Annotated in this window: 24 protein-coding genes, 1 pseudogene and 1 riboswitch; of the genes and pseudogenes, 16 read left to right on the top strand and 9 right to left on the bottom strand. The window is 57.5% G+C overall.

What is annotated here, in order from left to right; all coding sequences use genetic code 11:
- Nucleotides 1-62 precede the first annotated feature (62 nt).
- The 3 genes from tolC (at nt 63) to KO1_RS13620 (ending at nt 3,515) form a co-directional block, all read left to right on the top strand.
- The gene (gene tolC, locus KO1_RS13630; protein WP_004105860.1) at nt 63-1,511 is read left to right on the top strand and encodes an outer membrane channel protein TolC; all 1,449 of its coding nucleotides are present in this window, start codon (nt 63-65) and stop codon (nt 1,509-1,511) included.
- Between the two features lie 169 nt (nt 1,512-1,680).
- Nucleotides 1,681-2,349: a DUF1190 family protein gene (locus KO1_RS13625; protein WP_004105863.1), complete on the top strand. Its 669-nt coding sequence runs from the start codon at nt 1,681-1,683 to the stop codon at nt 2,347-2,349.
- A gap of 5 nt (nt 2,350-2,354) precedes the next feature.
- On the top strand, nt 2,355-3,515 hold the full coding sequence (locus KO1_RS13620) for a glutathionylspermidine synthase family protein (protein ID WP_017145412.1): 1,161 nt from the start codon (nt 2,355-2,357) through the stop codon (nt 3,513-3,515).
- Nucleotides 3,516-3,560: 45 nt separating this feature from the next.
- On the opposite strand, the gene ygiD is transcribed toward KO1_RS13620, so the two are convergent.
- A complete protein-coding gene (ygiD, locus tag KO1_RS13615; RefSeq protein ID WP_004105868.1) occupies nt 3,561-4,352 on the bottom strand; it encodes a 4,5-DOPA-extradiol-dioxygenase in 792 nt (263 codons plus the stop codon).
- Between the two features lie 195 nt (nt 4,353-4,547).
- Here ygiD and zupT point away from each other — a divergent pair, with 195 nt between their 5' ends.
- Entirely contained in the window at nt 4,548-5,318 is a 771-nt protein-coding gene (zupT, locus tag KO1_RS13610; RefSeq protein ID WP_024274733.1) for a zinc transporter ZupT, read from the top strand.
- A gap of 61 nt (nt 5,319-5,379) precedes the next feature.
- Here the strand turns inward: zupT and ribB are convergent, their stop codons facing one another.
- Nucleotides 5,380-6,033 (bottom strand): 3,4-dihydroxy-2-butanone-4-phosphate synthase, encoded by a 654-nt coding sequence (gene ribB, locus KO1_RS13605; RefSeq protein ID WP_004105870.1) that lies wholly within the window; start codon nt 6,031-6,033, stop codon nt 5,380-5,382.
- A 105-nt stretch (nt 6,034-6,138) separates the two neighbouring features.
- Nucleotides 6,139-6,290: riboswitch (FMN riboswitch) on the bottom strand.
- Nucleotides 6,291-6,410: 120 nt separating this feature from the next.
- Between ribB and ubiK the strand changes: the two genes are divergently transcribed.
- Complete coding sequence (gene ubiK, locus KO1_RS13600) at nt 6,411-6,692, top strand: ubiquinone biosynthesis accessory factor UbiK (protein ID WP_017145410.1); 282 nt, start codon at nt 6,411-6,413, stop codon at nt 6,690-6,692.
- 53 nt (nt 6,693-6,745) lie between these two features.
- Here the strand turns inward: ubiK and glgS are convergent, their stop codons facing one another.
- The 4 genes from glgS to KO1_RS13580 form a co-directional block, all read right to left on the bottom strand.
- Complete coding sequence (glgS, locus tag KO1_RS13595; protein WP_004115630.1) at nt 6,746-6,955, bottom strand: cell surface composition regulator GlgS; 210 nt, start codon at nt 6,953-6,955, stop codon at nt 6,746-6,748.
- Between the two features lie 273 nt (nt 6,956-7,228).
- Nucleotides 7,229-8,662, bottom strand: coding sequence for a bifunctional D-glycero-beta-D-manno-heptose-7-phosphate kinase/D-glycero-beta-D-manno-heptose 1-phosphate adenylyltransferase HldE (gene hldE / locus KO1_RS13590; protein WP_004115631.1), 1,434 nt, complete (start codon nt 8,660-8,662; stop codon nt 7,229-7,231).
- 58 nt (nt 8,663-8,720) lie between these two features.
- Nucleotides 8,721-11,555, bottom strand: coding sequence for a bifunctional [glutamate--ammonia ligase]-adenylyl-L-tyrosine phosphorylase/[glutamate--ammonia-ligase] adenylyltransferase (gene glnE / locus KO1_RS13585; RefSeq protein WP_064406943.1), 2,835 nt, complete (start codon nt 11,553-11,555; stop codon nt 8,721-8,723).
- Between the two features lie 23 nt (nt 11,556-11,578).
- Nucleotides 11,579-12,877 (bottom strand): CYTH domain-containing protein, encoded by a 1,299-nt coding sequence (locus KO1_RS13580; RefSeq protein WP_049593629.1) that lies wholly within the window; start codon nt 12,875-12,877, stop codon nt 11,579-11,581.
- Nucleotides 12,878-13,091: 214 nt separating this feature from the next.
- Here KO1_RS13580 and KO1_RS13575 point away from each other — a divergent pair, with 214 nt between their 5' ends.
- Nucleotides 13,092-13,712 (top strand): TIGR04211 family SH3 domain-containing protein, encoded by a 621-nt coding sequence (locus KO1_RS13575; protein WP_004105876.1) that lies wholly within the window; start codon nt 13,092-13,094, stop codon nt 13,710-13,712.
- Nucleotides 13,713-13,772: 60 nt separating this feature from the next.
- The gene (locus KO1_RS13570; protein ID WP_004105877.1) at nt 13,773-15,014 is read left to right on the top strand and encodes a multifunctional CCA addition/repair protein; all 1,242 of its coding nucleotides are present in this window, start codon (nt 13,773-13,775) and stop codon (nt 15,012-15,014) included.
- 10 nt (nt 15,015-15,024) lie between these two features.
- Here KO1_RS13570 and bacA read toward each other — a convergent pair whose 3' ends face one another.
- Complete coding sequence (gene bacA, locus KO1_RS13565) at nt 15,025-15,846, bottom strand: undecaprenyl-diphosphate phosphatase (RefSeq protein WP_004105879.1); 822 nt, start codon at nt 15,844-15,846, stop codon at nt 15,025-15,027.
- 201 nt (nt 15,847-16,047) lie between these two features.
- Nucleotides 16,048-16,431 (bottom strand): bifunctional dihydroneopterin aldolase/7,8-dihydroneopterin epimerase, encoded by a 384-nt coding sequence (gene folB, locus KO1_RS13560; RefSeq protein WP_004105881.1) that lies wholly within the window; start codon nt 16,429-16,431, stop codon nt 16,048-16,050.
- 221 nt (nt 16,432-16,652) lie between these two features.
- Here folB and plsY point away from each other — a divergent pair, with 221 nt between their 5' ends.
- On the top strand, nt 16,653-17,273 hold the full coding sequence (gene plsY / locus KO1_RS13555; RefSeq protein WP_004105883.1) for a glycerol-3-phosphate 1-O-acyltransferase PlsY: 621 nt from the start codon (nt 16,653-16,655) through the stop codon (nt 17,271-17,273).
- 207 nt (nt 17,274-17,480) lie between these two features.
- Here plsY and KO1_RS28725 read toward each other — a convergent pair.
- Nucleotides 17,481-17,564: pseudogene (locus tag KO1_RS28725) on the bottom strand (short-chain dehydrogenase); the annotation flags it as partial.
- On the opposite strand from KO1_RS28725, the gene KO1_RS13550 reads away from it, so the two are divergent.
- The 8 genes from KO1_RS13550 to KO1_RS13515 all read left to right on the top strand — a co-directional run bounded on the left by KO1_RS13550 (nt 17,554) and on the right by KO1_RS13515 (nt 24,256).
- A complete protein-coding gene (locus KO1_RS13550) occupies nt 17,554-18,378 on the top strand; it encodes an urease accessory protein UreD (protein ID WP_004115638.1) in 825 nt (274 codons plus the stop codon). The pseudogene KO1_RS28725 and the gene KO1_RS13550 sit on opposite strands and share 11 nt — an antisense overlap.
- A 9-nt stretch (nt 18,379-18,387) precedes the next feature.
- A complete protein-coding gene (locus KO1_RS13545; protein ID WP_004105887.1) occupies nt 18,388-18,690 on the top strand; it encodes an urease subunit gamma in 303 nt (100 codons plus the stop codon).
- 9 nt (nt 18,691-18,699) lie between these two features.
- The gene (locus KO1_RS13540; protein WP_004105889.1) at nt 18,700-19,020 is read left to right on the top strand and encodes an urease subunit beta; all 321 of its coding nucleotides are present in this window, start codon (nt 18,700-18,702) and stop codon (nt 19,018-19,020) included.
- Entirely contained in the window at nt 19,013-20,716 is a 1,704-nt protein-coding gene (gene ureC / locus KO1_RS13535; RefSeq protein ID WP_016808009.1) for an urease subunit alpha, read from the top strand. The genes KO1_RS13540 and ureC overlap by 8 nt, the downstream gene beginning before the upstream one ends.
- Before the next feature lie 9 nt (nt 20,717-20,725).
- Entirely contained in the window at nt 20,726-21,196 is a 471-nt protein-coding gene (gene ureE / locus KO1_RS13530; protein WP_004105893.1) for an urease accessory protein UreE, read from the top strand.
- Nucleotides 21,197-21,871 carry an urease accessory protein UreF gene (locus tag KO1_RS13525; protein ID WP_032729230.1) on the top strand — a complete coding sequence of 225 codons (675 nt, stop codon included), beginning with the start codon at nt 21,197-21,199 and terminating at the stop codon, nt 21,869-21,871.
- Nucleotides 21,872-21,879: 8 nt separating this feature from the next.
- Nucleotides 21,880-22,497, top strand: a complete 618-nt coding sequence (ureG, locus tag KO1_RS13520) for an urease accessory protein UreG (RefSeq protein ID WP_032729229.1) — start codon at nt 21,880-21,882, stop codon at nt 22,495-22,497.
- Nucleotides 22,498-22,648: 151 nt separating this feature from the next.
- Nucleotides 22,649-24,256, top strand: a complete 1,608-nt coding sequence (locus KO1_RS13515; RefSeq protein ID WP_032729228.1) for a purine-cytosine permease family protein — start codon at nt 22,649-22,651, stop codon at nt 24,254-24,256.
- The last annotated feature ends 31 nt before the right edge of the window (nt 24,257-24,287 follow it).

Here is a 24,287-nt window from a genome sequence, read left to right as displayed (position 1 = left end):
TACAATCAGCGATTATTTTTAGAATTTGAGTAGCGCTAAATGCTTCACAACAAGGAATGCAAATGAAGAAACTCTTTCCCATCCTTATCGGCCTGGGCCTGACTGGCTTCAGCGCCATGAGCCAGGCAGAAAACCTGCTGCAGGTTTATCAGCAGGCGCGTATCAGTAACCCTGATCTGCGTAAATCAGCAGCCGATCGTGATGCCGCATTCGAGAAGATCAACGAAGCGCGTAGCCCATTACTGCCGCAGCTCGGTCTGGGTGCGGACTATACCTATACCAGCGGTTTCCGTGATTATAAAGACCAGAACTCTAACGTTACCAGCGGCTCGCTACAGCTCACGCAGGTCCTGTTCGATATGTCGAAGTGGCGCGCGCTGACGCTGCAGGAAAAACAAGCCGGTATTCAGGACGTCACCTACCAGACGGACCAGCAAACGCTGATCCTCAATACCGCAACCGCCTATTTTAAAGTGCTGGCCGCGATCGATACGCTCTCCTATACCGAAGCGCAGAAACAGGCGATTTATCGTCAGTTAGATCAGACCACCCAGCGCTTTAACGTTGGCCTGGTTGCCATCACTGACGTACAAAACGCCCGCTCGCAGTACGATGCTGTGCTGGCGAACGAAGTGACCGCGCGCAACGATCTCGATAACGCCGTCGAAGAACTGCGCCAGGTGACCGGCAACTACTATCCAGAACTGGCGTCGCTCAACGTGGATGGTTTTAAAACCAACAAACCGTCAGCCGTTAACGCGCTGCTGAAAGAAGCGGAAAGCCGTAACCTGTCGCTGCTGCAGGCGCGTCTGAGCCAGGATCTGGCGCGCGAGCAGATTCGCCAGGCGCAGGATGGGCATCTGCCGACCCTGAATTTGAACGCATCCAGCGGAGTATCTAATAACCGCTACAGCGGCTCTAAGAGCATTTCACAGGACGCTGACGTAGGGCAGAACAAAATCGGCCTTAGCTTCTCCCTGCCGTTGTATCAGGGCGGAATGGTGAACTCTCAGGTTAAACAGGCGCAGTACAACTTTGTCGGCGCCAGCGAACAGCTGGAAAGCGCCCACCGTAGCGTGGTGCAGACCGTTCGTTCATCTTTTAACAACGTGAACGCGTCTATCAGCAGCATTAATGCCTACAAACAGGCCGTGGTTTCCGCGCAAAGTTCCCTGGATGCTATGGAAGCGGGTTATTCGGTAGGTACGCGTACCATCGTCGATGTCCTGGACGCGACCACTACGCTGTATAACGCAAAACAGCAACTGTCCAACGCGCGTTATAACTACCTGATTAACGAGCTGAACATCAAATCCGCACTCGGTACGCTGAACGAGCAGGATCTGGTTGCGCTGAACAATACGCTGGGCAAGTCTATTCCGACTTCACCGGATAGCGTCGCGCCGGAAAATCCTCAGCAGGATGCCAGCGCCGACGGCTACAGCAACACCGCCGCGGCAAAACCAGCATCAGCACGCAGCACCAGCGGCAGCAACCCGTTCCGCCAGTAGTCCGCTTGCGTCGTCCGCGCTTCGCTTACCCACACGGGTAAGCGAAGCGTTAAACGTAAGGCAACGTAAAGATCTCCCGCTTTCCGCCCCTATTCGCTTCATTTTCCACCACTCATCCTCTATCCTGAGCGTTAACAAAACGCATACCACTGGGTCCAGGAAGACAATCATGAAACGGACAAAAAATATTAATCACGCCTCCTTTCGCAAAAGCTGGAGCGCGCGCCATTTAACTCCCGTTGCGCTTGCCGTTACGGCCGTGTTTATGCTCGCCGGTTGTGAACAAAGCGATGAAACGGTTTCTCTTTATCAAAACGCCGATGACTGCTCTGCCGCCAACCCGAGCAAAGCCGCAGAGTGCACCACTGCCTACAATAACGCGCTTAAAGAAGCGGAACGTACAGCCCCTAAATACGCCTCCCGCGAAGACTGCGTCGCCGAGTTCGGTGAAGGTCAGTGCCAGCAGGCGCCGGCTCAGGCCGGTATGGCTCCGGAAAACCAGGCTCAGGCGCAAAGCAGCGGCAGCTTCTGGATGCCGCTGATGGCTGGCTACATGATGGGCCGGATGATGGGCGGCGGAATGGGCGCTCAGCAGCCGCTGTTCAGCTCAAAAAACCCGGCCAGCCCGGCCTATGGTAAATATACCGACGCTGGCGGTAAGAGCTACGGCGCAGCGCAGCCGGGCCGTACCATGAACGTGCCGAAAACCGCAATGGCGCCAAAACCGGCCACCACCAGCACCGTGACGCGCGGCGGATTTGGCGACTCGGTCGCCAAGCAGTCAACAATGCAGCGCAGCTCGGCGAGCTCCTCTTCATCACGCTCGATGGGCGGCTAAGCGACATGGAAAGAATCAGCATTACCGAGCGCCCGGACTGGCGTGAAAAAGCGACAGAATATGGTTTTAACTTTCACACCATGTACGGCGAGCCGTACTGGAGCGAAGAAGCTTATTACAAACTGACGCTGGCGCAGGTTGAGAAGCTCGAAGACGTCACGGCAGAACTGCACCAGATGTGTCTGCAGGCGGTTGAAAAAGTCATCGCCAGCGATGATTTAATGACCAAATTCCGCATCCCCAAACATACCTGGGGATTCGTGCGTCAGTCGTGGAAAACCCATCAGCCCTCGCTGTATTCGCGTCTCGATCTGGCGTGGGACGGCGTCGGTGAGCCGAAACTGCTGGAGAACAATGCCGATACGCCGACCTCGCTGTACGAAGCGGCATTCTTCCAGTGGATCTGGATGGAAGATCAGCTGAACGCCGGTCAACTGCCCGCGGGCAGCGATCAGTTTAACAGCCTGCAGGAGAAGCTGATCGATCGCTTCAGCGAGCTTCGCGAGCAGTTCGGCTTCCAGTTGCTCCACATGGCCTGCTGCCGCGATACCGTTGAAGACCGTGGCACCGTGCAGTATTTACAGGACTGCGCCGCAGAAGCGGGCGTGGCTACTGAGTTTCTCTATATCGAAGACATTGGACTGGGTGAAAAAGGCCAGTTTACCGACCTCCAGGATCAGGTGATTGGTAATCTGTTCAAGCTCTATCCGTGGGAATACATGCTGCGCGAGGTGTTCTCCACCAAGCTGGAAGATGCAGGCGTGCGCTGGCTGGAGCCGGCCTGGAAGAGCATCATCTCCAACAAAGCGCTGCTGCCGCTGCTGTGGGAGATGTTCCCCAACCATCCGAACCTGCTGACCGCTTATTTCAGTGAAGATGCGCACCCGGAAATGGACAAGTACGTTATCAAGCCCATTTTCTCCCGCGAAGGCGCTAACATTTCTATTGTTGAAAACGGCAAAGTGCTGGAGGCGGTAGAAGGTCCGTACGGTGAAGAAGGCACCATCGTGCAGGAGTTCTATCCGTTGCCGAAGTTTGGCGACAGCTACACGCTCATCGGCAGCTGGCTGATTAACGACCAGCCGGCGGGTATTGGCATTCGCGAAGACCGGGCGATGATCACCCAGGATCTATCGCGTTTTTATCCGCACATTTTCGTTGAGTAACCTCTAACCCCGGCAGTATCGCGTACGGCCGGGGTTTATCTGTTCTCAAGCGCCAATCACCACTGACAGCATGCTCAGGGATCCCATTTCCATTCCTTCTACCGGGATCGTAATCGGCTCCTCGCCGTCCCAGGCCCCCAGTACGTACAGCAGCGGCAGGAAGTGATCGGCCGTTGGGTTAGATAACGATCCGCCTTCATGCGTCAGGTAATTCACCAGCGGATGTTCCGCCACGGGGCCTTTCCATGCCAGGTTCGCCTTCACGTAGTTATTAAACGACTCCGCCCAGGGATAGGCCGTATTCTCGCCGTGCCAGCGTGCGGTGCGCAGGTTATGCACCACGTTGCCGCTTGCCACCAGCATAATGCCTTCATCGCGCAGCTGAGCCAGCTTACGCCCCATTTCGAAATGCCATGCGGCGGGTTTCGTGCTATCAATACTTAGCTGCACCATCGGAATATCGGCGTCGGGATACATTTTAATCAACACGCCCCATGAACCATGGTCAAAGCCCCAGGCTTCTTTATCCAGCGTCACCGGCACCGGCGCCAGCAGCTCAACCAGGCGCTGGGCCAGTTCAGGTGAACCCGGAGCCGGATAATGCATATCGTATAGCGCCTGTGGAAAACCGCCAAAATCATGAATCGTTTTCGGCGCTTCCATCGCCGTCACTCCCGTACCGCGAGTGAACCAGTGAGCGGAGATAACCACGATGGCTTTCGGCCGCGGTAAAGTCTCGCCCAGATGCCGCCAGGCGCGAGTATAGATGTTATCTTCCAGCACGTTCATCGGGCTGCCATGGCCTAAAAATAGCGCGGGCATGCGGATACGGGACATAGTGATATCCTTGATTGAGAGAGAGTTGATGTATTTACATTACGCGCTTTTGATTCAGGATAAACTCAGATAAGCATGATGATGATCGTCAGAAAATTTGAATGTAAGGGGCGGTAAAGAGTGAATCCGTGCACTCGCGATCGTCTATGAATAGCGATATTCTCAATAAGAATCATTTTCATAAGGAGGTGAATGTTGTCCTCACCCATCATTTTGACTCTGCTGGCAGGGAGCGCCACCTTTATTGGGGCAATATTCGGCGTGCTCGGCCAGAAACCCTCGAACCGCTTATTGGGTTTCTCTCTGGGTTTCGCCGCCGGGATCATGCTACTCATTTCCTTAATGGAGATGCTGCCCGCTGCGCTGGCGACTGAAGGCATGTCGCCGCTGCTCGGCTACGGCATGTTTATCATCGGCCTTCTCGGCTACTTTGCGCTTGACCGCATGCTGCCTCACGCCCATGCGCAAGATCTGATGAACCCCGGCATCTCCCGCCCGCGAAATCTGCGACGTACGGCGATATTGCTGACGTTAGGCATTAGCCTACATAACTTTCCTGAAGGTATTGCCACTTTTGTGACGGCCAGCAATAACCTTGAGCTGGGCATGGGGGTCGCGTTAGCCGTCGCGCTGCATAACATCCCGGAAGGGCTGGCAGTAGCAGGGCCGGTCTATGCCGCCACGGGTTCCAGGAGTAAAGCGGTATTCTGGGCAGGGCTTTCCGGGATGGCGGAAATCTTCGGCGGCGTGCTGGCCTGGCTGGTACTGGGCAGCGTGATCTCTCCGGTGATGATGGGCGCGGTCATGGCCGCGGTTGCCGGTATTATGATTGCGCTATCGGTTGATGAGCTCATGCCGCTGGCGAAAGAACTCGATCCGCAAAGCAACCCGAGCTATGGCGTGTTGTGCGGAATGTCGGTAATGGGATTAAGCCTGGTGGTTTTGCAAACGGTAGGGATTGGCTAAACAAAAGCTAAAAACAATAAAGCCCACCATAAGGCGGGCTTTATTCAGCAACCAGCGGCAATTAGCTGGCTTTACGCTCGTGTTCGCGACGGTAAGCCACTAAATCTTCAATGGTGACTACTTCCATATTGTGCTGTTTAGCAAACTCAATGCACTGCGGCGCACGCGCCATAGAGCCGTCGTCGTTAGTCAGTTCGCACAGTACGCCCGCCGGTTTGAGGCCAGCCAGGGTGACCAGATCGATTGTAGCTTCGGTGTGGCCGCCGCGGGTCAGAACGCCGCCCGGCTGAGCGCGCAGCGGGAAAACGTGGCCAGGACGGTTCAGGTCTGACGGCTTCGCGCCATCGGCAATTGCCGCACGTACGGTCGTTACGCGGTCAGCGGCGGAAACGCCGGTAGTCACGCCTTCAGCAGCTTCGATGGTGACGGTAAAACCGGTACCGTAGGCGCTGGTGTTGTTCTCTACCATCATTGGCAGGTCGAGCTGTTTACGACGATCTTCCGTCAGGCACAGGCAGACAATGCCGCTACCGTGGCGAATGGTCAACGCCATCTGCTCAACGGTCATGGTTTCTGCGGCGAAAATCATATCGCCTTCGTTTTCACGGTCTTCATCGTCAAGTACCATCACACCGCGGCCTTCGCGCAGTGCATCTAAAGCACGTTCCACACGTTCAAAAGCGGTACCAAAAGAGGAAAGTAGCGTCTGATTCATGGTAAATAAACCTCATTAATTGTATGGTTACCAGAATCAGGGCAGTCTTAGGAGCGCCGGTTTAGCGGCAAAAGTCAACGCAAGCGGGCGAAAACCCGACTGAGCCGTTACTCTCTCCCATCCGGACTCTAACCGTCGGCCCCGGAATTACACCGGATCTGCTGACCTTTCTGCATTTACAGAAAGCGCTCGCGGGCTTTCAACGCTATGGTTGATTTACCGCCGGTGGGGAATTTCGCCCCGCCCTGAGAATAAGCGAAGTAACTATAACGCTATTGACTATCGTCGGCAATGCATAAGCTTCAAACATTTATGGTTTATAGGTACCGCCGATCGCACTACAATGAGCGAATAACCGACCAGAGCAGGAAACCACCATGATTGACCCGAAAAAAATTGAACAAATCGCCCGCCAGGTTCATGAATCGATGCCGAAGGGGCTCCGCGATCTGGGGGAAGACGTGGAGAAAAAAATTCGTCAGGTGCTCCAGTCGCAGTTAACTCGCCTGGACCTGGTAAGCCGCGAAGAGTTCGACGTGCAGACGCAGGTGCTGCTGCGCACGCGTGAAAAGCTGGCGCTTCTGGAGCAACGTCTGAGCGAGCTGGAAAATCGTCCTCTAAACGCGCCGGCGACGCCGGACGCCGAAGAGAAGCTCTAAAAATAAGCAACGGGCCGTCAGGCCCGTTGTCGTATCGGTTGAGGGTAAGTAGATTAGTGCTCCAGCTCCGCTTCAGGGGTCATGGCTTTATTCGCCTGCTGGCAGTAAAGTTCATAGCGTTGACAAAACCATTCACGATGCTCTTCATCCATATTGCCGACAATGGCCTGAAGATCGACGGGCTGACCTTGTGCGTTCATTCTGGCGAAACTCTGGGCCAGAAAATCAAAATTCTTCATTAAATACATGTCTTTATTCTTCATACGCATACTCCTTCAGCCGTTGGTGTTCTGATTGGTCATATGCTTTTTACTGACTTCAGTATTTATCCTTACCTTAACTTTTTTTGTACGAAAAATGCGCCTGAAATGGCTATTTATTGAGCCAAATCATTTATGCCGTCATTAAATAGAAAGAGGCCCACGATTAGACGATCGCGGGCCTCTGTTGTACGAATTTGCAGCGTTATCGCTGGTTACGCTTATTTTCGCTTACCAGATCCGGATTAGCAGCCGCTCCAGTGAAGAGAGAAAACATTACTGATTGTTATCTTTCTGGATCTTCCTGATGATATTGGTCGTTGAGCAGCCATCTTCGAAGTTGAGCACCAGCACCTCGCCGCCGTTTGCCCACACCTCTTCGCTGCCGGCAATCTGCTCCGGCTTATAGTCCCCACCTTTCACCAGCAGATCCGGCAGAATTCCGGCAATCAGCCGCTGCGGAGTATCTTCTTCAAAAGAAACCACCCAGTCGACGGCCTCCAGCGCGCCCAGCACGATCATTCGCTGATCCAGCGGGTTGACCGGACGAGACTCGCCTTTCAGACGCCGGGTTGAAGCATCGCTGTTCACCGCGACAATCAGCCTGTCACCCAGTTTGCGAGCGTTCGCCAGGTAGGAAACGTGGCCCGCGTGTAAAATATCGAACACGCCGTTGGTCATCACAACTTTCTCGCCGCGCTTGCGCGCCGCGGCTACCGCCAGCTTGAGTTCTTCTTCGCTCATCACGCCAAAACCGGTCTCGGAGCGCCCGCGTACCGCGTTCTCCAGTTCGATAGGCGAAACGGTAGAGGTACCGAGTTTACCCACCACGACGCCAGCCGCCGCGTTGGCAAAGTAGCAAGCTTCTTCCAGAGTATTGCCGGAAGCCAGCGTCGCCGCCAGCACGCCGATGACCGTGTCGCCCGCGCCGGTAACGTCATAGACTTCCTGGGCCTGCGTGGGCATATGCAGCGGCGGTCGCCCCGGCTGCAGCAGCGTCATCCCCTGCTCGGAACGGGTCACCAGCAGCGCAGAGAGGTCGAAATCGGCGATGATTTTCATGCCGCGTTCAACGATCTCTTCTTCATCCTTACATTTACCCGCTACCGCCTCAAATTCTGAGAGGTTAGGCGTCAGCAGGGTAGCGCCGCGATAGCGTTCAAAATCCGTGCCTTTCGGATCGATAAGCACCGGAACGCCCGCATCGCGCGCCAGCTTGATCATGGTCTGGACGCTGGTCAGCGCGCCTTTGGCGTAATCAGAGAGCACCAGGGCGCCAATAGAGCCCAGCGCCTGCTGAATACGTTCGTGCATCGGCTGCGGATCGACGCCGGAGAACCCTTCTTCAAAATCGAGACGAATCAGCTGCTGGTTGCGCGACAGCACGCGCAGTTTGGTAATCGTCGGATGCGTCGGGACGGATACGAAGTCGCACTTCACGTTGACGTCAGCCAGCGCCTTACTTAACGCACGGGCGGCATCGTCAATCCCGGTCAGACCAACGAGGCGGGAGGTCGCGCCGAGCGACGCAATGTTCATCGCCACGTTTGCCGCGCCGCCAGGACGTTCTTCGATATTTTCCACCTTCACCACCGGTACCGGCGCTTCCGGCGAAATACGGCTGGTGGGACCATACCAGTAGCGGTCCAGCATCACATCGCCAACCACCAACACTCCTGCACGTTCAAACTCTGGCAGCGTTACTTTCATTACTCTCTCCTGCGAGACGCAAACTTTGCGCGCGATAATAGCACACCCGGTTTTTTAGTTAAGCCATCAACCACTTCTGCCAGCTGGCGCTGACCTGTTCACGCTCCTGGCTAAACGCATCTGGCGCCACGTGCCCCGGCTGTTCCTGCAGCGCCAGGTGATGTAGCGCATCGCGCAGCGTAGTGTAAGCGTGAGTTAACGCCCTCGCCTCTGCCTCGTCCATAATGTCGTTCTGCGCCAGCAGTTCCAGGATACGAACGTTATCGGACCAGCGCGTGAGCTTCGGTTTATCACTGGCATAGCGTAGGACCAGATACTGAGTAATAAATTCAATATCGGTGATCCCACCGACATCGGCTTTAATATCAAAGCGATCGTGATGCTTATTCCCCAGGTGAGCGCGCATTTTTTCGCGCATTTCCCGCACTTCGGTCTGCAGTTTTTCGCCTTCTCGCGGGGTAGTAAGAATATCCCGACGAATGGCGTCAAAGCGCGCCTGTAGCTCAGGATCGCCATACACTACGCGGGCGCGAACCAGCGCCTGGTGTTCCCATGTCCATGCCTCATTCTGCTGATAATCAGCAAAGGAATCGGCGGTAGTGACCAGCATCCCCGCTGCGCCAGAGGGGCGTAAGCGAGCATCCACTTCGTACAGAATGCCTGACGAGGTGCGGGTACTGAAAAGATGCATGATGCGCTGCGCCAGGCGCAGATAAAACTGACGGCCGTCGATTTCGCGTTCGCCGTCGGTCATCACCTCCATCGGGCAATCGTGGAGGAACACCAAATCGAGATCGGAACTGTAGCCCAGCTCCCAGCCCCCCAGCTTGCCGTAGCCGACCACCGCAAAACCGCGCCCCTGGCGATCGTGCAGGTGCGTCGGCTGCCCGTAACGGGCCACCATCTGCAGCCATGCCTGCTGGACGACTGCGTCAATCATCGCCTCCGCCAGCCATGTTAAGTGATCGCTCACTTTCATCACTGGCAGGGTTCCGGCGATATCGGCCGCAGCGATGTGCAGCAGCTGCGCCTGCTTAAACTGGCGTAGCGCCTCCAGCTGCTGCTCTTCATCATCTTCCGGTACGCGCAGCAGATACTGGCGCAGTTCATCGCGATAGGCATCGGTGGCCGTTGGCTGATAAAGCGTATTCGGGTCCAGCAGTTCGTCCAGCAGCAGCGGATGGCGGGCCAGCTGACTGGCGACCATCGGCGACGCCGCGCACAGGCTAATCAGGTGCTTTAACGCGCCGGGGAATTCGCTCAGCAGCTCCAGGTAAGTGGTGCGGGTGACAATTCCGGTGAGCAGCGGCGTAATACGCGCCAGCGGTACCGGAGCATCGGCGCGCGAACAAATTTCGCTAAGCAGATGCGGCATGAGCTGGTCAAGCACCTGACGACCGCGCGGACCAATCGTGCGCCGGTCCAGCTCTTTGCGAAAATCGGCGATCAGCGCCAGCACGCTGCGGCGATCGCTGTCTACAAGATGCGCCAGCGCCGGGCTGGTATCATCTTCCTGCAGCGCGTCCTGCCACAGCTCGCGCCAGTACTCTTCAAGCTGCTCATCCGGCGACTGCGTTTCATCGTCGCCGATCAGTTCATTAAACACGCGCCGCACGTTAGCCATCTGTTCCGCCAGCCGCGAGCTGAGTGTATCCCAGTCGGCAACGCCCATCCCCCAGGCCAGCCGGGCGCGATTAAGTTCATCCTGCGGCAAGGTTTGCGTCTGCTCGTCGTTGATGCTTTGCAGCAGGTTTTCCAGACGACGCAAAAACAGATAGGCTTCGCGCAGCCTCTGCGCATCCCCTTCCGGCAGCAGATGTAGCTCTTCGATGGCGGCCAGCGTCGGCAGCAGCGCCCGCTGCTGCAGCATTGGCTCACGGCCGCCGCGAATCAGCTGGAAGACCTGGACGATAAACTCCACTTCTCGGATGCCGCCCGCGCCGAGCTTGATATTGTCTTTTAATCCCCGGCGACGCACTTCCCGGGCAATCATGCCCTTCATGTTGCGCAAAGACTGAATCACGCTGAAATCGATATAGCGGCGGAAGACAAACGGCCGCAGCATGGCGCGCAGCTCGCTGGCATAGACGCCATCGTTATCGCCCATAATTCGCGCTTTCACCATCGCGTAGCGCTCCCAGTCGCGTCCCTGCTCCTGGTAATAATCTTCCAGCGCGGCAAAGCTCAACACCAGCGGACCGCTATCGCCAAACGGGCGCAGGCGCATATCCACGCGGTAGACAAAGCCATCCTGGGTGGGCTGATCCAGTACCTTAATCAGGCGCTGCCCGAGGCGGGTAAAAAACTGGGCGTTATCCAGTTCGCGACGACCGCCGCGCGTGGCGCCATGTTCCGGCCAGGCGAAAATCAGATCGATGTCGGAGGAGAAGTTCAGCTCGCCGCCGCCGAGCTTTCCCATCCCGAGGATCAGCAGCGGCTGCGGCGTACCTTCAGCATTACATGGAGTGCCCCATTCGCGACAGCAGGCAGCGTATAGCCAGTCGCGCGCGGCGACGATTAAGGTCTCCGCCAGCGCGCTTAGCTGCTGCAGGCTGCTCTCTTCGCTGACCAGCGATAGCGCCTGGGCCCAGGCGATACGCACCATGATCCGACGGCGAAACTGGCGCAGCTCGCGCATCAGCGCGGCTTCATCATTGACCTCGGCCAGGCGCACCTGCAGCCATTCGGCGTAGTGATGCCACTCCTGCGCCTCGGGGGGCGCACTTTCAAGCTCCGCCAGCCACTGCGGCTGCGCGATCAGACTCTGTTCGACGAAATCGCTGAATGCCATAACTGATTGCGCCCGATCGCTCAACGTCGATACGGGAAAATCCGCTGGCAGCCGGCCAGCGACCGTCTGCCAGTGCTGCTGTAATTGCGAAGAAAGCGGCATCTTAGGGGCTCCCTGGCCTGAAATTATCGTTTTCCACTATGCAGCCAGAACGGCTCTGCGGCCAGCGCCTGGCGACGAAAATATTCGATAACGCTGCTGTCATTATGCGCAATCGCCCGGCGGGTTTCTTGCCAGTTTTCCAGCCACGGCGCGGCAGCATCGGCATAGGCGCCGGATAACAGCTGAACGGTGTCAATTTCGCGGGTCAGACGCGGAAGCTGATCGGCATAACCGTCAGCGGACGGCTGACGAAAAGCGTTTTTCAGCTCCGCCGCCGCCCTGGAGAGCTGAATATCCGCAAAGCGTTTAAACGATCCGGCAATTTTCTGCTCTCCGGCTGCGTTCAGGAAAGGACGCCAGCCGCGGTTAACCAGCAGATCGGTGAGCGCCAGCTTCGCTCTGACGGTCGCCACGCTGAAAAGCGCCGCCTGGGTCGTTTCGGCTTCCGCCAGCGCCGCCTCGGCTTCGCTCAAACGTTCACGCAGCAGCGTGGTGGCCTTGCGCGGGACAATACCGCCAAACAGTACCAGCGCGTGCCGCACGCGGGCGATAGCGTGCAAAATCTCCGCTTTCGCTTTCGCATTGCCGCGATTGAGGACTTCATCATGATATAGCCAGTGCGCCAGCGCGCTTTCCAGCGCCGCCTCCAGCCCCTGTTCGACGCTTGCTTTCGGCGCGACGCGAAGGATCGTTAACGCGGTCAGCGGGCGTTCTTCGTTGCCCTGCGCCAGATGATAACCTCGCGCCGCTTTGCTCAGGCTTCCCTGACGCAGTACGCCGGTATCCAGCAGGCCGCGGGCAAGGGTCAGAATATCCTGCGTATTACCGGACAGAAGCTCCAGCTCCAGCTCGCAAATGGGTTCCTGATGCTCGCCGGCTTTGACTTCGCCGCGATCGAGTGCGATTTCAATTTCGCTGTCGCCTTCTTTGACCACCCATCGCTCACGCTCAAAATCGGTGCTGAAAAGCGGCTGTACGTTCTCAGCAAGCTCCGCCGGCAGTTCACCCTGCGGCCAGACTTCAGCCGGAAGCTTTTCCAGCGCCAGCTCAGGGCTTTCCAGCGGAATGTTATATTCCGGACGCTGATGCAGACCGCCGACGACGCGCCCGGCGATTTTCAGCGTCATCTCATAGCGCCCCTGGTCGCCGCGAACGCGCAGCCCCATGTCGTGGCGGCGCAGCCAGTTATCCGCCGTTTCATAGTAAATATTCAGTAATTGACCCGCGGGCGTGTGCTTTGCCTCCAGCGTATTGAGGTGCTGACGCAGCGCGTCAACGCCATTCTGATCAACGATAAACTTTAATTCGATTTCTTGAGCCATGACTGAATTCTTCCGCTTATATGCTGTGCCGGGAAATTGCGGCGAACTAACAACGATATTTCTTGTCAGTAAATAGTATTTTGCGGCGAATCGCCATGCAATGCGCATTTTGCCGGGCCACCTGATGGATGATTCCGATTGTGGCGGAAAACTTTGCGTCGCTTCGGCGATGCCACTACTATCGTTCAACTTTTTATGACCAAACGATGACCTGATGCCAAAATTACGCCTTATTACATTGACTTTGCTGGCGCTGAGCGCCGCCACGGCGGTTCACGCGGAAGAAAAACGTTACGTTTCAGATGAACTGAATACCTGGGTGCGCAGCGGTCCGGGCGATAACTATCGCCTTGTGGGCACCATCAACGCCGGCGAAGAAGTCGCAGTGCTGCAAACTAACGACAGCACTAACTATGCTCAGGTGCGCGACAGCAGCGGCCGTACCGCCTGGATCCCCTTGAAAGAGCTGAGCAACGAGCCCAGCCTGCGCACTCGCGTGCCGGATCTGGAAAACCAGGTCAAAACCCTGACCGATAAACTGAATAACATTGATACCACCTGGAACCAGCGCACGGCGGACATGCAGAAGAAAGTCGCCGGTAGCGATGCCGTCATCAACGGCCTGAAAGAAGAGAATCAAAAGCTGAAAAATGAGCTGGTTGTCGCGCAGAAGAAGGTGAATGCCGCAAATCTGCAGCTTGATGACAAACAGCGCACCATTATCATGCAGTGGTTTATGTACGGCGGCGGCGTGCTGGGCGTCGGCCTGATTCTGGGACTGGTATTGCCGCACCTGGTACCGAGCCGCAAACGCAAAGACCGTTGGATGAACTAATTCGTCTTCTCTGCCAGACTTACGTATCATCGTAAGAAAATGAAGACGGGAGAGTAAGGCGTGAAGGTTTATCTGGTCGGTGGTGCAGTACGAGATGCGTTATTAAGGCTACCGGTTAAAGACAAAGATTGGGTCGTGGTTGGCGCCACGCCTCAGCAACTCCTTGACGCGGGCTACCAGCAGGTAGGCCGTGATTTTCCCGTGTTCCTTCATCCGCAAAGCCGCGAAGAATATGCCCTGGCGCGCACCGAGCGCAAGTCCGGTTCCGGTTACACCGGTTTTACCTGCTATGCCGCCGCTGACGTTACCCTTGAGCAAGACCTGCTGCGCCGCGATCTGACGATCAATGCGCTGGCCCAGGACGCCGACGGTCAGATTATCGATCCCTACGGCGGCCAGTCTGATTTACGCCAGCGCCTGCTGCGCCACGTCTCGCCCGCCTTTAGCGAGGATCCGCTACGCGTTCTGCGCGTGGCGCGTTTTGCCGCCCGCTACGCGCATCTGGGGTTTCGTATCGCCGATGAAACCATGGCGCTGATGCGCGCAATGGCCGATGCCGGTGAGCTTGCGCATCTCACGCCGGAGCGGGTATGGAAAGAGACGGAAAGCGCCCTTACCACCCGCAACCCGCAGGTCTTCTTCCAGACCTTACGCGACTGCCGCGCGCTCAAGGTGCTGTTCCCGGAAGTCGACGCCCTTTACGGCGTACCGGCTCCGGCTAAATGGCACCCGGAAATCGACACCGGCCTGCACACCCTGATGACCGTCACCATGGCGGCGATGCTGTCACCCGAAATCGACGTACGTTTCGCTACCCTGTGCCACGACCTCGGGAAAGGACTGACGCCAAAAGAGCTCTGGCCGCGTCATCATGGTCACGGCCCGGCTGGCGTAAAGCTGGTCGAACAGCTCTGCGCCCGTCTGCGGGTACCCAACGAGCTGCGCGATCTGGCAAAGCTGGTCGCCGAATTTCACGATCTGATTCACACCCTGCCCATGCTGCAGCCAAAAACGCTGGTCAAGCTGTTCGATAATATTGATGCCTGGCGCAAGCCGCAGCGGGTCAGGCAAATCGCCTTGACCAGTGAAGCCGACGTGCGCGGGCGCACCGGTTTTGAGGCCTGCGATTACCCTCAGGGTCGCCTGCTGCTGGAAGCATGGGACGTTGCCCGAGCGGTCTCAACAAAAGAGGTCGTTGCGGAAGGGTTTCAGGGAATTGAGATTCGTGAAGAGCTGACGCGTCGGCGGATTCAGGCCGTCGCCCGCTGGAAAGAAAAGCGTTGCCCCCAGCCGCAGGACTGAGGGCTGGCGCTTAGAAGAAGACCACGTACACCGCTGCCGCGACGATAAAGCGATAGATGGCAAACGGGATAAACGAAATACGTTTAATCAGCTGCAGGAAGGTTTTAATCGCAATCAGCGCGACGATAAACGCCGTGATAAAACCGACGGCAAACATCGGAATATCGCTGGCGTTGAGGAAACCAATACTTTTGTACATATCCAGTACGGTCGCGCCCATCATCATCGGCACCGCCAGCAGGAATGAGAACTCAGAGGCCGCATAGCGGCTTACGCCCATCAGCATCCCGCCGGAAATTGTCGCCCCGGAACGCGAGAAGCCCGGCCACAGCGCCAGACACTGGAAACAGCCGATCACGAACGCCTGACGATAGGTCATATCATCAATGCCCACCGCGCGGGGCTGTTTTGGCTTCAGCACTTCCGCTGCGATCAGCAGCACGCCGCCGACAATCAGCGCGTACATCACGTTTATCGGGTTAAACAGAGACTTGATGGTATCGTGGAAAATCAGCCCCAGCACTACCGCCGGGATCATCCCCAAGAGAATATGGATAAGCGACAGGCGACCGCTGCCCTGGCCTTCATGCTCGGGCTTTTTGCCGAAATGAATACCGATAAGGCCGAACAGACGACGCCAGAACATCACAACAACGGCAAGAATGGAACCAAGCTGAATCACTACTTCAAACGTATTTGCGGTATCGCCTTCAAAACCCAGCAGATGACCGACAATAATCATATGACCAGTACTGGAAACCGGTAAAAACTCGGTCAAACCTTCAACCACACCCAATATTGCCGCCACCAGCAGCGAGTGTATATCGCTCATCCAATTAAACCCTTTAAAAAGTAATATGAAAAAACCAGAAACGAATAACCAGGCTATCAGGCTTCAATATTGGCCACGGACAGCGCGCAGAAACGGGAGCGTACAGGTTGTACGCGCGGCTTTCGGGCGCTTCCCGGGGACAAAACGGCAAATAAAATAGCCTGATGGTCGGATTCTATGACCGGTATAAACACAATTTGTTTAACGAGTATGACCTGAAAAGTTTTGTTTCAGATTAAGGCCACGTTCAATCACGACGCCAACGTTGGCCGCCCGGGCTACCGCGCCAGGCTTGCTGACTTTAATACGCACCCATGGAGATTGAAACTTTTCCAGCAGCAGGTCAGCAATCTCTTCCGCCACGCGCTCGACCAGCGCAAAGCGCCCGCCTTCAACGTGGTTGATGACCGCCTCGCTGATATCAGCATAGCTGAGACAATCGCTGACATCATCGCTGGCCGCCGCTTTGCGGTTATCCCACGCCATTTCGATATCGAACACCAGCTTCTGTTCAATGGTTTGTTCCCAGTCATAAACACCAATAGTGGTGATTACCGAAAGTTGCTCTATAAATACAATATCCATCACGACCTGCCTGCTTTTTGGCTAAACCGGATACCACTTCCGGCCAATTATGCGTATTATCCACAGATGCAAAGACATCCCCTAAATAATTTGCGTTGCAGGAAGAGAGCGACGCGGCAAGGCCCCAGGAGCATAGCATCGCTATGGGTCTCTGCGAGCCAATGCGCGGATAACGCGCAGCGCACCGGGGATAAAACGACACTTTCAAAATGGAACAGCTGATGAGTGCAATCGCGCCTGGACTGGTTATCCTCGCCTACCTCTGCGGCTCAATCTCCAGCGCCATTCTCGTTTGCCGCCTCGCTGGCCTTCCCGACCCTCGCGACAGCGGCTCCGGCAATCCAGGGGCGACTAACGTCCTGCGAATTGGCGGCAAGGGCGCAGCCGTAGCGGTGCTTATTTTTGACGTACTGAAAGGCATGCTGCCGGTCTGGGGAGCGTGGGCGCTAGGCCTGACGCCGTTCTGGCTCGGTCTGGTGGCCATTGCCGCCTGCGTAGGCCATATCTGGCCGGTATTTTTTAACTTTCGCGGCGGTAAAGGCGTGGCGACCGCTTTCGGTGCCATCGCCCCTATCGGCTGGGATCTCACCGGCGTGATGGCCGGAACCTGGCTGCTCACGATTCTGCTCAGCGGCTACTCCTCGCTGGGGGCGATCGTCAGCGCGCTGATCGCGCCATTCTATGTCTGGTGGTTCAAACCGCAGTATACTTTCCCGGTTTCGATGCTCTCATGCCTGATTCTGCTGCGCCATCACGACAACATTCAGCGTCTGTGGCGGCGTCAGGAAACCCGCATCTGGACCCGGTTCAAAAAGAAGAAAAAAACGCCGGAGCAGAAATAACCTTTGCTTCGACGCAACTTCGCGGCAAGGCGGTGAGTGAGTCCCGATGAACTTACTCCAGTCAGTGATTCGGGCGAACGACAAATCTGCCGGGAGCAGATTTGAACGTCGCTTGCGACGGCCCGCCAGGGCGAGGCCCATGGATGGGCCGAGTAGCCCGTAGCCAACGCGGCTGCGGCTCGAAGTATGACGGGCATAAGCTTTTCATATGACCGGGATGGTTGGCCCCCGATCAATACTCTTCGCTGCTGTTTTATCTTGATTTTGCAGGGGCGCGACATTGCACGGCACGGTGTTACCACAGAATAAAAAAGGCTGGCAGGCCACGCTGGACCTCCGCTTTCAGCTTCTCGGCGGGAAAACAACGCTCGCCTCCCGTCGTCATGTCGGTCCACTCACCGTTCAGCGTCCGTTTTATCCCGAAGAAGAGACCTGCCACCTCTATCTGCTTCATCCGCCCGGCGGTATCGTCGGCGGCGATGAACTCACCATCAGCGCCACGATTGAGTCCGATTGCCATACGCTGATCACCATGCCCGGCGCCAGCAAGTTTTATCGCAGCAGCGGCGCGCAGGCGCGGCTTCTGCAAACCCTGACGCTGGGCGATAACGCAACGCTCGAGTGGTTGCCGCAGGATGCCATTTTCTTTCCCGGCGCTCACGCCGCTTTGCATACTGCGTTTCACCTCTCCTCCTCCAGCACGCTGCTGGCCTGGGACCTGCTATGTCTTGGCCGTCCGGTCATCGGCGAAACCTTTAGCCACGGCGCGCTCGCCAACCGACTGGAGGTGTGGGTCGACGGCTCTCCGCTGCTGATTGAGCGCCTGAACCTGGCCGATGGAGAGCTGGCCTGCATCGCGCAGCAGCCATGGGTGGGAACAATGCTGTTCTACCCGGCGAACGAGACGCTGCTGGAAGGCGTACGCGAAAAACTTACGCCGCTGGCAAACTATGCCGGCGCCACGCTCACCGACGGCCTGCTGACGGTACGCTTTTTAAGTGACGATAATCTGCGTTGCCAGCGGGCGATGCGCGATATCTGGCAGTTTATGCGCCCGCACCTGACCGGCAAATCTCCGGTACTCCCCCGAATCTGGCTGACTTAAGAGAACGCTATGGAACTGACACCCAGAGAAAAAGACAAACTGTTGCTGTTTACCGCTGCGCTGGTGGCGGAGCGTCGCCTGGCCCGCGGCCTGAAGCTCAACTATCCCGAATCCGTGGCCCTGATTAGCGCTTTTATTATGGAGGGCGCGCGCGACGGCAGAAGCGTCGCAGAGCTAATGGAAGAAGGGCGCCACGTCCTGAGCCGCGAGCAGGTCATGGAAGGCGTACCGGAAATGATCCCCGATATCCAGGTCGAAGCCACCTTTCCGGACGGTTCGAAGCTGGTTACCGTCCATAACCCGATAATCTGAGGTAGCGCGATGATCCCAGGAGAATATCAGGTTAAACCGGGCCAGATAGCGCTTAACGTTGGCCGGGCTACCTGCTGCATTATCGTTGAAAATCACGGCGACCGGCCGATTCAGGTCGGCTCCCATTATCACTTCGCCGAGGTCAACCCGGCGCTGAAGTTCGATCGCCAGCAGGCAACGGGCTACCGTCTCAATATCGCGGCCGGAACCGCAGTGCGCTTCGAGCCGGGCCAAAAGCGCGAGGTGGAGCTGGTAGCGCTGGCCGGAGCCCGCGTCGTGCACGGTTTTCGCGGCGAAATAATGGGTGAGCTGGAGGCAAATGATGAGTGAGATTTCACGTCAAGCCTATGCCGACATGTTCGGCCCCACCACCGGCGATAAAGTTCGTCTGGCGGACACCGAGCTGTGGATCGAGGTCGAAGATGATTTGACCACCTACGGCGAAGAGGTCAAATTCGGCGGCGGTAAAGTGATCCGCGACGGTATGGGACAGGGGCAGATGCTTTCTGCCGGGTGCGCGGATCTGGTGCTGACTAATGCCCTGATCGTCGATTACTGGGGGATCGTTAAAGCCGATATCGGCGTCAAAGATGGAAGGATCTTCGCCATCGGCAAAGCCGGCAACCCGGATATTCAACCCAACGTCACGATCCCGATCGGCGCGGCCACGGAAATTATTGCCGCAGAAGGCAAGATCGTCACCGCCGGCGGCGTCGATACGCATATTCACTGGATCTGCCCGCAGCAGGCGGAAGAAGCGCTGGTCTCCGGCGTCACCACCATGATCGGCGGCGGTACCGGCCCGGCGGCGGGTACCCACGCCACGACCTGCACCCCGGGTCCGTGGTACATCTCGCGGATGCTGCAGGCTGCGGACAGCCTGCCGGTCAATGTCGGCCTGCTGGGTAAAGGTAATGGCTCGAATCCGGATGCGCTGCGTGAGCAGGTCGCGGCCGGGGTTATCGGCCTGAAAATTCACGAAGACTGGGGCGCGACGCCAGCGGCAATCAACTGCGCGCTGACCGTAGCCGACGAAATGGACGTTCAGGTTGCGCTGCACAGCGATACCCTTAACGAGTCGGGATTCGTTGAGGATACCCTGGCGGCCATCGGCGGGCGCACTATCCATACTTTCCATACCGAAGGCGCGGGCGGCGGCCATGCGCCAGATATTATTACCGCCTGCGCACACCCCAATATTCTGCCCTCGTCGACTAATCCGACGCTGCCCTACACCGTCAACACCATTGACGAGCATCTGGACATGCTGATGGTTTGCCATCATCTCGACCCGGATATCGCCGAGGACGTGGCGTTTGCCGAATCGCGCATTCGGCGGGAAACCATCGCCGCGGAAGACGTCCTGCACGACCTGGGCGCCTTCTCCCTTACCTCGTCCGATTCGCAGGCCATGGGTCGCGTCGGCGAAGTGGTGTTACGTACCTGGCAGGTGGCGCACCGGATGAAAGTTCAGCGCGGCCCGCTGGCGGAAGAGAGCGGCGATAACGATAACTTCCGCGTGAAGCGCTATATCGCCAAATACACCATTAATCCGGCGTTAACCCACGGTATCGCCCATGAAGTCGGTTCGATTGAAGTGGGGAAACTGGCGGATCTGGTGCTGTGGTCCCCGGCATTCTTCGGCGTAAAACCGGCGACGATCGTCAAAGGCGGCATGATCGCCATGGCGCCGATGGGCGACATCAACGCATCTATCCCGACGCCGCAGCCGGTGCACTATCGCCCGATGTTCGGCGCGCTGGGCAGCGCTCGTCACCGCTGCCGTTTGACCTTCCTGTCGCAGGCGGCGGCGGAAAACGGCGTCGCTGAACGGCTGAACCTGCACAGCGCGACGGCGGTGGTTAAAGGCTGCCGCACGGTACAAAAAGCCGATATGCACCACAACGGCCTGTTGCCCAATATTACCGTGGATTCACAAACCTACGAGGTGCGCATCGACGGCGAACTGATAACCAGCGAACCGGCGGACGTGTTACCCATGGCGCAACGTTATTTCCTGTTTTAAGGAGCGCAAATGCTTTATTTGACCCAGCGGGTAGAGACCCCGGCGCAGGCCACGGCCAGCGTTACCCTGCCGATTGACGTGCGGGTAAAAAGCCGTATTAAAGTCACCCTCAACGATGGCCGTCAGGCGGGCCTGCTGCTGCCGCGCGGTCTGCTGCTGCGCGGCGGCGATATTCTCAGTAACGAAAACGGCAGCGAATTCATTGAAGTGATTGCCGCCGATGAAGCCGTTTCGGTCGTGCGCTGCGAGGATCCTTTTATGCTGGCGAAAGCCTGCTATCACCTCGGCAATCGCCATGTCCCGCTGCAGATTATGCCCGGCGAGCTGCGCTACCATCACGACCACGTCCTGGACGATATGCTGCGCCAGTTTGGCCTGGCCGTGGATTTCGCGCATCTGCCGTTTGAACCGGAAGCCGGCGCCTACGCCAGCGAGTCGCACGGCCATCATCATCATCACAATCACGAGCACAGCCACTAAATGCCGACGCCGGAAAAACGTCTGCGGCTGATGCAGCTTGCCAGCAGCAGCCTCCCGGTTGGCGGCTACAGCTGGTCCCAGGGGCTGGAGTGGGCGGTGGAAGCGGGCTGGGTAACGGATACCGCCGCCTTTGAGCGCTGGCAGCTGCGGCAGATGGAGCAGAGCTTTTTTACCGTCGACCTGCCGCTGTTTGCCCGGCTCTACCGGGCCTGCGAAGCGGGCGATCTGGACTGTGCCCGGCGCTGGACCGCTTATCTGCTCGCCTGCCGGGAAACCCGCGAGCTGCGCGATGAAGAGCGCAACCGCGGCGCAGCCTTCACCCGGCTGCTGGCCGACTGGCAGCCGGACTGCCCGCCCGAGTGGCGCAAGCTGTGTCAGCAAAGCCAGTTAACCGGTATGGCGTGGCTTGGCGTACGCTGGCAAATAGCCATTACTGACCTGGCCCTGAGCCTTGGCTATAGCTGGATTGAAAGCGCGGTGATGGCGGGCGTCAAGCTGGTGCCCTTCGGCCAGCAGGCGGCCCAGCAGTTGATTCTGCGCCTGTGCGACCGCTATGCGGCGGACATGGACAGCGCCCTTGCGGCCCCGGATTGCGCAATCGGTTCGGCGACGCCGCTTGCGGCTATCGCTTCCTCGCGGCACGAAACCCAGTATTCCCGATTATTCCGTTCTTAGGAGAAGATATGAACATAATTAAGCAACCGCTGCGCGTCGGCGTCGGCGGCCCGGTCGGCTCCGGAAAAACCGCGCTGCTGGAAGCCCTCTGCAAAGCCATGCGCGACACCTGGCAGCTGGCGGTGGTGACCAACGATATCTACACCAAAGAAGATCAGCGCATTCTCACCGAAGCCGGCGCCCTGGAGCCAGAGCGAATTGTCGGCGTCGAAACCGGCGGCTGCCCGCATACCGCCATTCGCGAAGACGCATCGATGAACCTGGCCGCAGTGGAAGCGCTAAGCGAGAAATTCGGCAATCTCGATCTGATCTTTGTAGAAAGCGGCGGCGATAACTTGAGCGCGACCTTCAGCCCGGAGCTGGCGGATCTCACCATCTACGTCATCGACGTGGCGGAAGGGGAAAAGATCCCGCGCAAAGGCGGGCCGGGGATCACCAAATCCGACTTCCTGGTGATCAACAAAACCGATCTTGCACCGTACGTGGGCGCGTCTCTGGAAGTGATGGAGCGCGATACCCTGCGCATGCGCGGCGAACGTCCGTGGAGCTTCACCAACCTGAAAAGCGGCGACGGCCTGCAAAATATCATCGCCTTTATCGAAGACAAAGGCATGCTTGGCAAATAACCTCTGCACCATCCCGACGCAAAGATGTCGGGATGGTGCATACCCTGCCCTCTCTTTAGCCATCCCCTTCATGAAGCCCTGACAGCGCCTGCCCTGCGATGTGGCATAAGGTTTGCTAATTCCAGTCATGCCCAACCATTAAGGAATGACTATGTCATCACTGGATATAAAAACTGATTTACCTGCGCAAACCAGTGCCTCCGGCTCCAAAGAAACGCTGGAAGACTATACGCTTCGCTATGCCCCGCTGAGCTTTCGCCGCTGGGGACCGGGGGTTGTCGCGGTGACGGCATTAGGCGGTATCGCCTACCTGGCCGACTTTTCTATCGGCGCCAGCATCGGCATGGCCTGGGGTACCACCAATGCGATTTACGCGATCCTGCTGGCGGCACTGGTTATTTTTCTTACCGGTATTCCGCTGGCGATTACCGCCGCGCGCTATAACATCGACCTCGACTTAATCACCCGCAGCGCCGGTTTCGGCTACTTTGGCTCGGTGATCACCAGCATTATCTTTGCCGGATTTACCTTTATCTTTTTCGCCCTCGAAGGCTCGATTATGGCGCAGGGGCTGCTGGTGGGCTTAGGGATCCCGCTGTGGATGGGCTACCTCATCGCCACCCTGATGGTATTGCCGCTGGTGGTCTACGGCATGAAAGCGCTGACTCGCCTTCAGGTCTGGACGACGCCGCTGTGGCTGGTCCTGATGGTGGTTCCGGTGGCCTGGCTTATCGCCAAAGACCCGGATCTGGTGGATGGGTTTATGAACTTCGCCGGTAAAAACCACGCCGCAACGGTAGATTTAACCGCCATTATGCTCGGCGCGGGGGTATGCCTGTCGCTGATCATGCAGATTGGCGAGCAGATCGACTACCTGCGCTTTATGCCGCCGAAGACCGCAGAAAACAGCAAAAGCTGGTGGCTGGCGGTGTTCTCCGCCGGTCCGGGCTGGGTCGTGTTAGGTGCGATTAAACAGATTATCGGCGCTTTTCTCGGGTTCTATCTGCTGACCCGCTTCCCGGCGGTGCACAACACCGAACCGGTACAGCAGTTCGTCAGCGTCTTCGATAACCTGGTCCCCGGCTGGCTGGCGCTCACCCTCGCGGTGGTGCTGGTGGTTATCTCGCAGATAAAAATAAACGTCACTAACGCCTATTCCGGCTCGCTGGCGTGGACCAGCGCCTGGACGCGCACCACCAAACGTTATCCGGGGAGAATTATTTTCGTCATCGTCAACCTGACGATTGCTCTCGCCCTGATGGAGGGCGACATGTTTAGCGCTCTGGCGTGGATCCTCGGCTTCTACTCTAACTTTGCCATCGCCTGGGTGGTGGTGGTCGCCACCGATATCACCGTCAATAAAGGGGTGATGAAGCTGGCGCCGGCGCAGCCGGAGTATCGCCGCGGGATGATCTACAACGTCAACCCGGTAGGCGTAGTCTCTTTTGCCCTCGCGGCAGGCCTTTCGATTAGCGCCTTCTTCGGCCTGTTAGGCGACACCCTGGCACCGTTCTCGCCGCTGATCGCGCTGGCGGTAGCGTTCGTGATGACGCCGGTCATGGGAATCGCCACCCGCGGGCGCTATTACATTAAACAGCGCGATGACGGTATCGCCGAGCCGCGCTACGATGCGCAGGGTAATGCGTCGATCACCGTTTACCGCTGCCTGAGCTGCCGGGAAGAGTACGAACGTCCTGACGTGATGCATTCGCATAAACATCAGGGGGCGATTTGCTCGCTGTGTAAGAGTATGGAATAAGTCGAGAAGGCAGGCCGACAGGACGTCGGCC

The organism is Klebsiella oxytoca NBRC 105695 (assembly GCF_001598695.1).
In the GTDB taxonomy this organism is placed as follows: Bacteria; Pseudomonadota; Gammaproteobacteria; order Enterobacterales; family Enterobacteriaceae; genus Klebsiella; species Klebsiella oxytoca.
This window is presented reverse-complemented; position numbering and strand designations above follow the sequence as displayed.

Excerpts from the sequence above, each read along its gene's own strand:
- tolC (WP_004105860.1), top strand. The coding sequence starts at position 63 with ATGAAGAAACTCTTTCCCATCCTTATCGGCCTGGGCCTGACTGGCTTC.
- KO1_RS13625 (WP_004105863.1), top strand. The coding sequence starts at position 1,681 with ATGAAACGGACAAAAAATATTAATCACGCCTCCTTTCGCAAAAGCTGG.
- KO1_RS13620 (WP_017145412.1), top strand. The coding sequence starts at position 2,355 with ATGGAAAGAATCAGCATTACCGAGCGCCCGGACTGGCGTGAAAAAGCG.
- ygiD (WP_004105868.1), bottom strand. The coding sequence starts at position 4,352 with ATGTCCCGTATCCGCATGCCCGCGCTATTTTTAGGCCATGGCAGCCCG.
- ribB (WP_004105870.1), bottom strand. The coding sequence starts at position 6,033 with ATGAATCAGACGCTACTTTCCTCTTTTGGTACCGCTTTTGAACGTGTG.
- ubiK (WP_017145410.1), top strand. The coding sequence starts at position 6,411 with ATGATTGACCCGAAAAAAATTGAACAAATCGCCCGCCAGGTTCATGAA.
- glgS (WP_004115630.1), bottom strand. The coding sequence starts at position 6,955 with ATGAAGAATAAAGACATGTATTTAATGAAGAATTTTGATTTTCTGGCC.
- hldE (WP_004115631.1), bottom strand. The coding sequence starts at position 8,662 with ATGAAAGTAACGCTGCCAGAGTTTGAACGTGCAGGAGTGTTGGTGGTT.
- glnE (WP_064406943.1), bottom strand. The coding sequence starts at position 11,555 with ATGCCGCTTTCTTCGCAATTACAGCAGCACTGGCAGACGGTCGCTGGC.
- KO1_RS13580 (WP_049593629.1), bottom strand. The coding sequence starts at position 12,877 with ATGGCTCAAGAAATCGAATTAAAGTTTATCGTTGATCAGAATGGCGTT.
- KO1_RS13575 (WP_004105876.1), top strand. The coding sequence starts at position 13,092 with ATGCCAAAATTACGCCTTATTACATTGACTTTGCTGGCGCTGAGCGCC.
- bacA (WP_004105879.1), bottom strand. The coding sequence starts at position 15,846 with ATGAGCGATATACACTCGCTGCTGGTGGCGGCAATATTGGGTGTGGTT.
- folB (WP_004105881.1), bottom strand. The coding sequence starts at position 16,431 with ATGGATATTGTATTTATAGAGCAACTTTCGGTAATCACCACTATTGGT.
- plsY (WP_004105883.1), top strand. The coding sequence starts at position 16,653 with ATGAGTGCAATCGCGCCTGGACTGGTTATCCTCGCCTACCTCTGCGGC.
- KO1_RS13545 (WP_004105887.1), top strand. The coding sequence starts at position 18,388 with ATGGAACTGACACCCAGAGAAAAAGACAAACTGTTGCTGTTTACCGCT.
- KO1_RS13540 (WP_004105889.1), top strand. The coding sequence starts at position 18,700 with ATGATCCCAGGAGAATATCAGGTTAAACCGGGCCAGATAGCGCTTAAC.
- ureC (WP_016808009.1), top strand. The coding sequence starts at position 19,013 with ATGAGTGAGATTTCACGTCAAGCCTATGCCGACATGTTCGGCCCCACC.
- ureE (WP_004105893.1), top strand. The coding sequence starts at position 20,726 with ATGCTTTATTTGACCCAGCGGGTAGAGACCCCGGCGCAGGCCACGGCC.
- KO1_RS13525 (WP_032729230.1), top strand. The coding sequence starts at position 21,197 with ATGCCGACGCCGGAAAAACGTCTGCGGCTGATGCAGCTTGCCAGCAGC.
- ureG (WP_032729229.1), top strand. The coding sequence starts at position 21,880 with ATGAACATAATTAAGCAACCGCTGCGCGTCGGCGTCGGCGGCCCGGTC.
- KO1_RS13515 (WP_032729228.1), top strand. The coding sequence starts at position 22,649 with ATGTCATCACTGGATATAAAAACTGATTTACCTGCGCAAACCAGTGCC.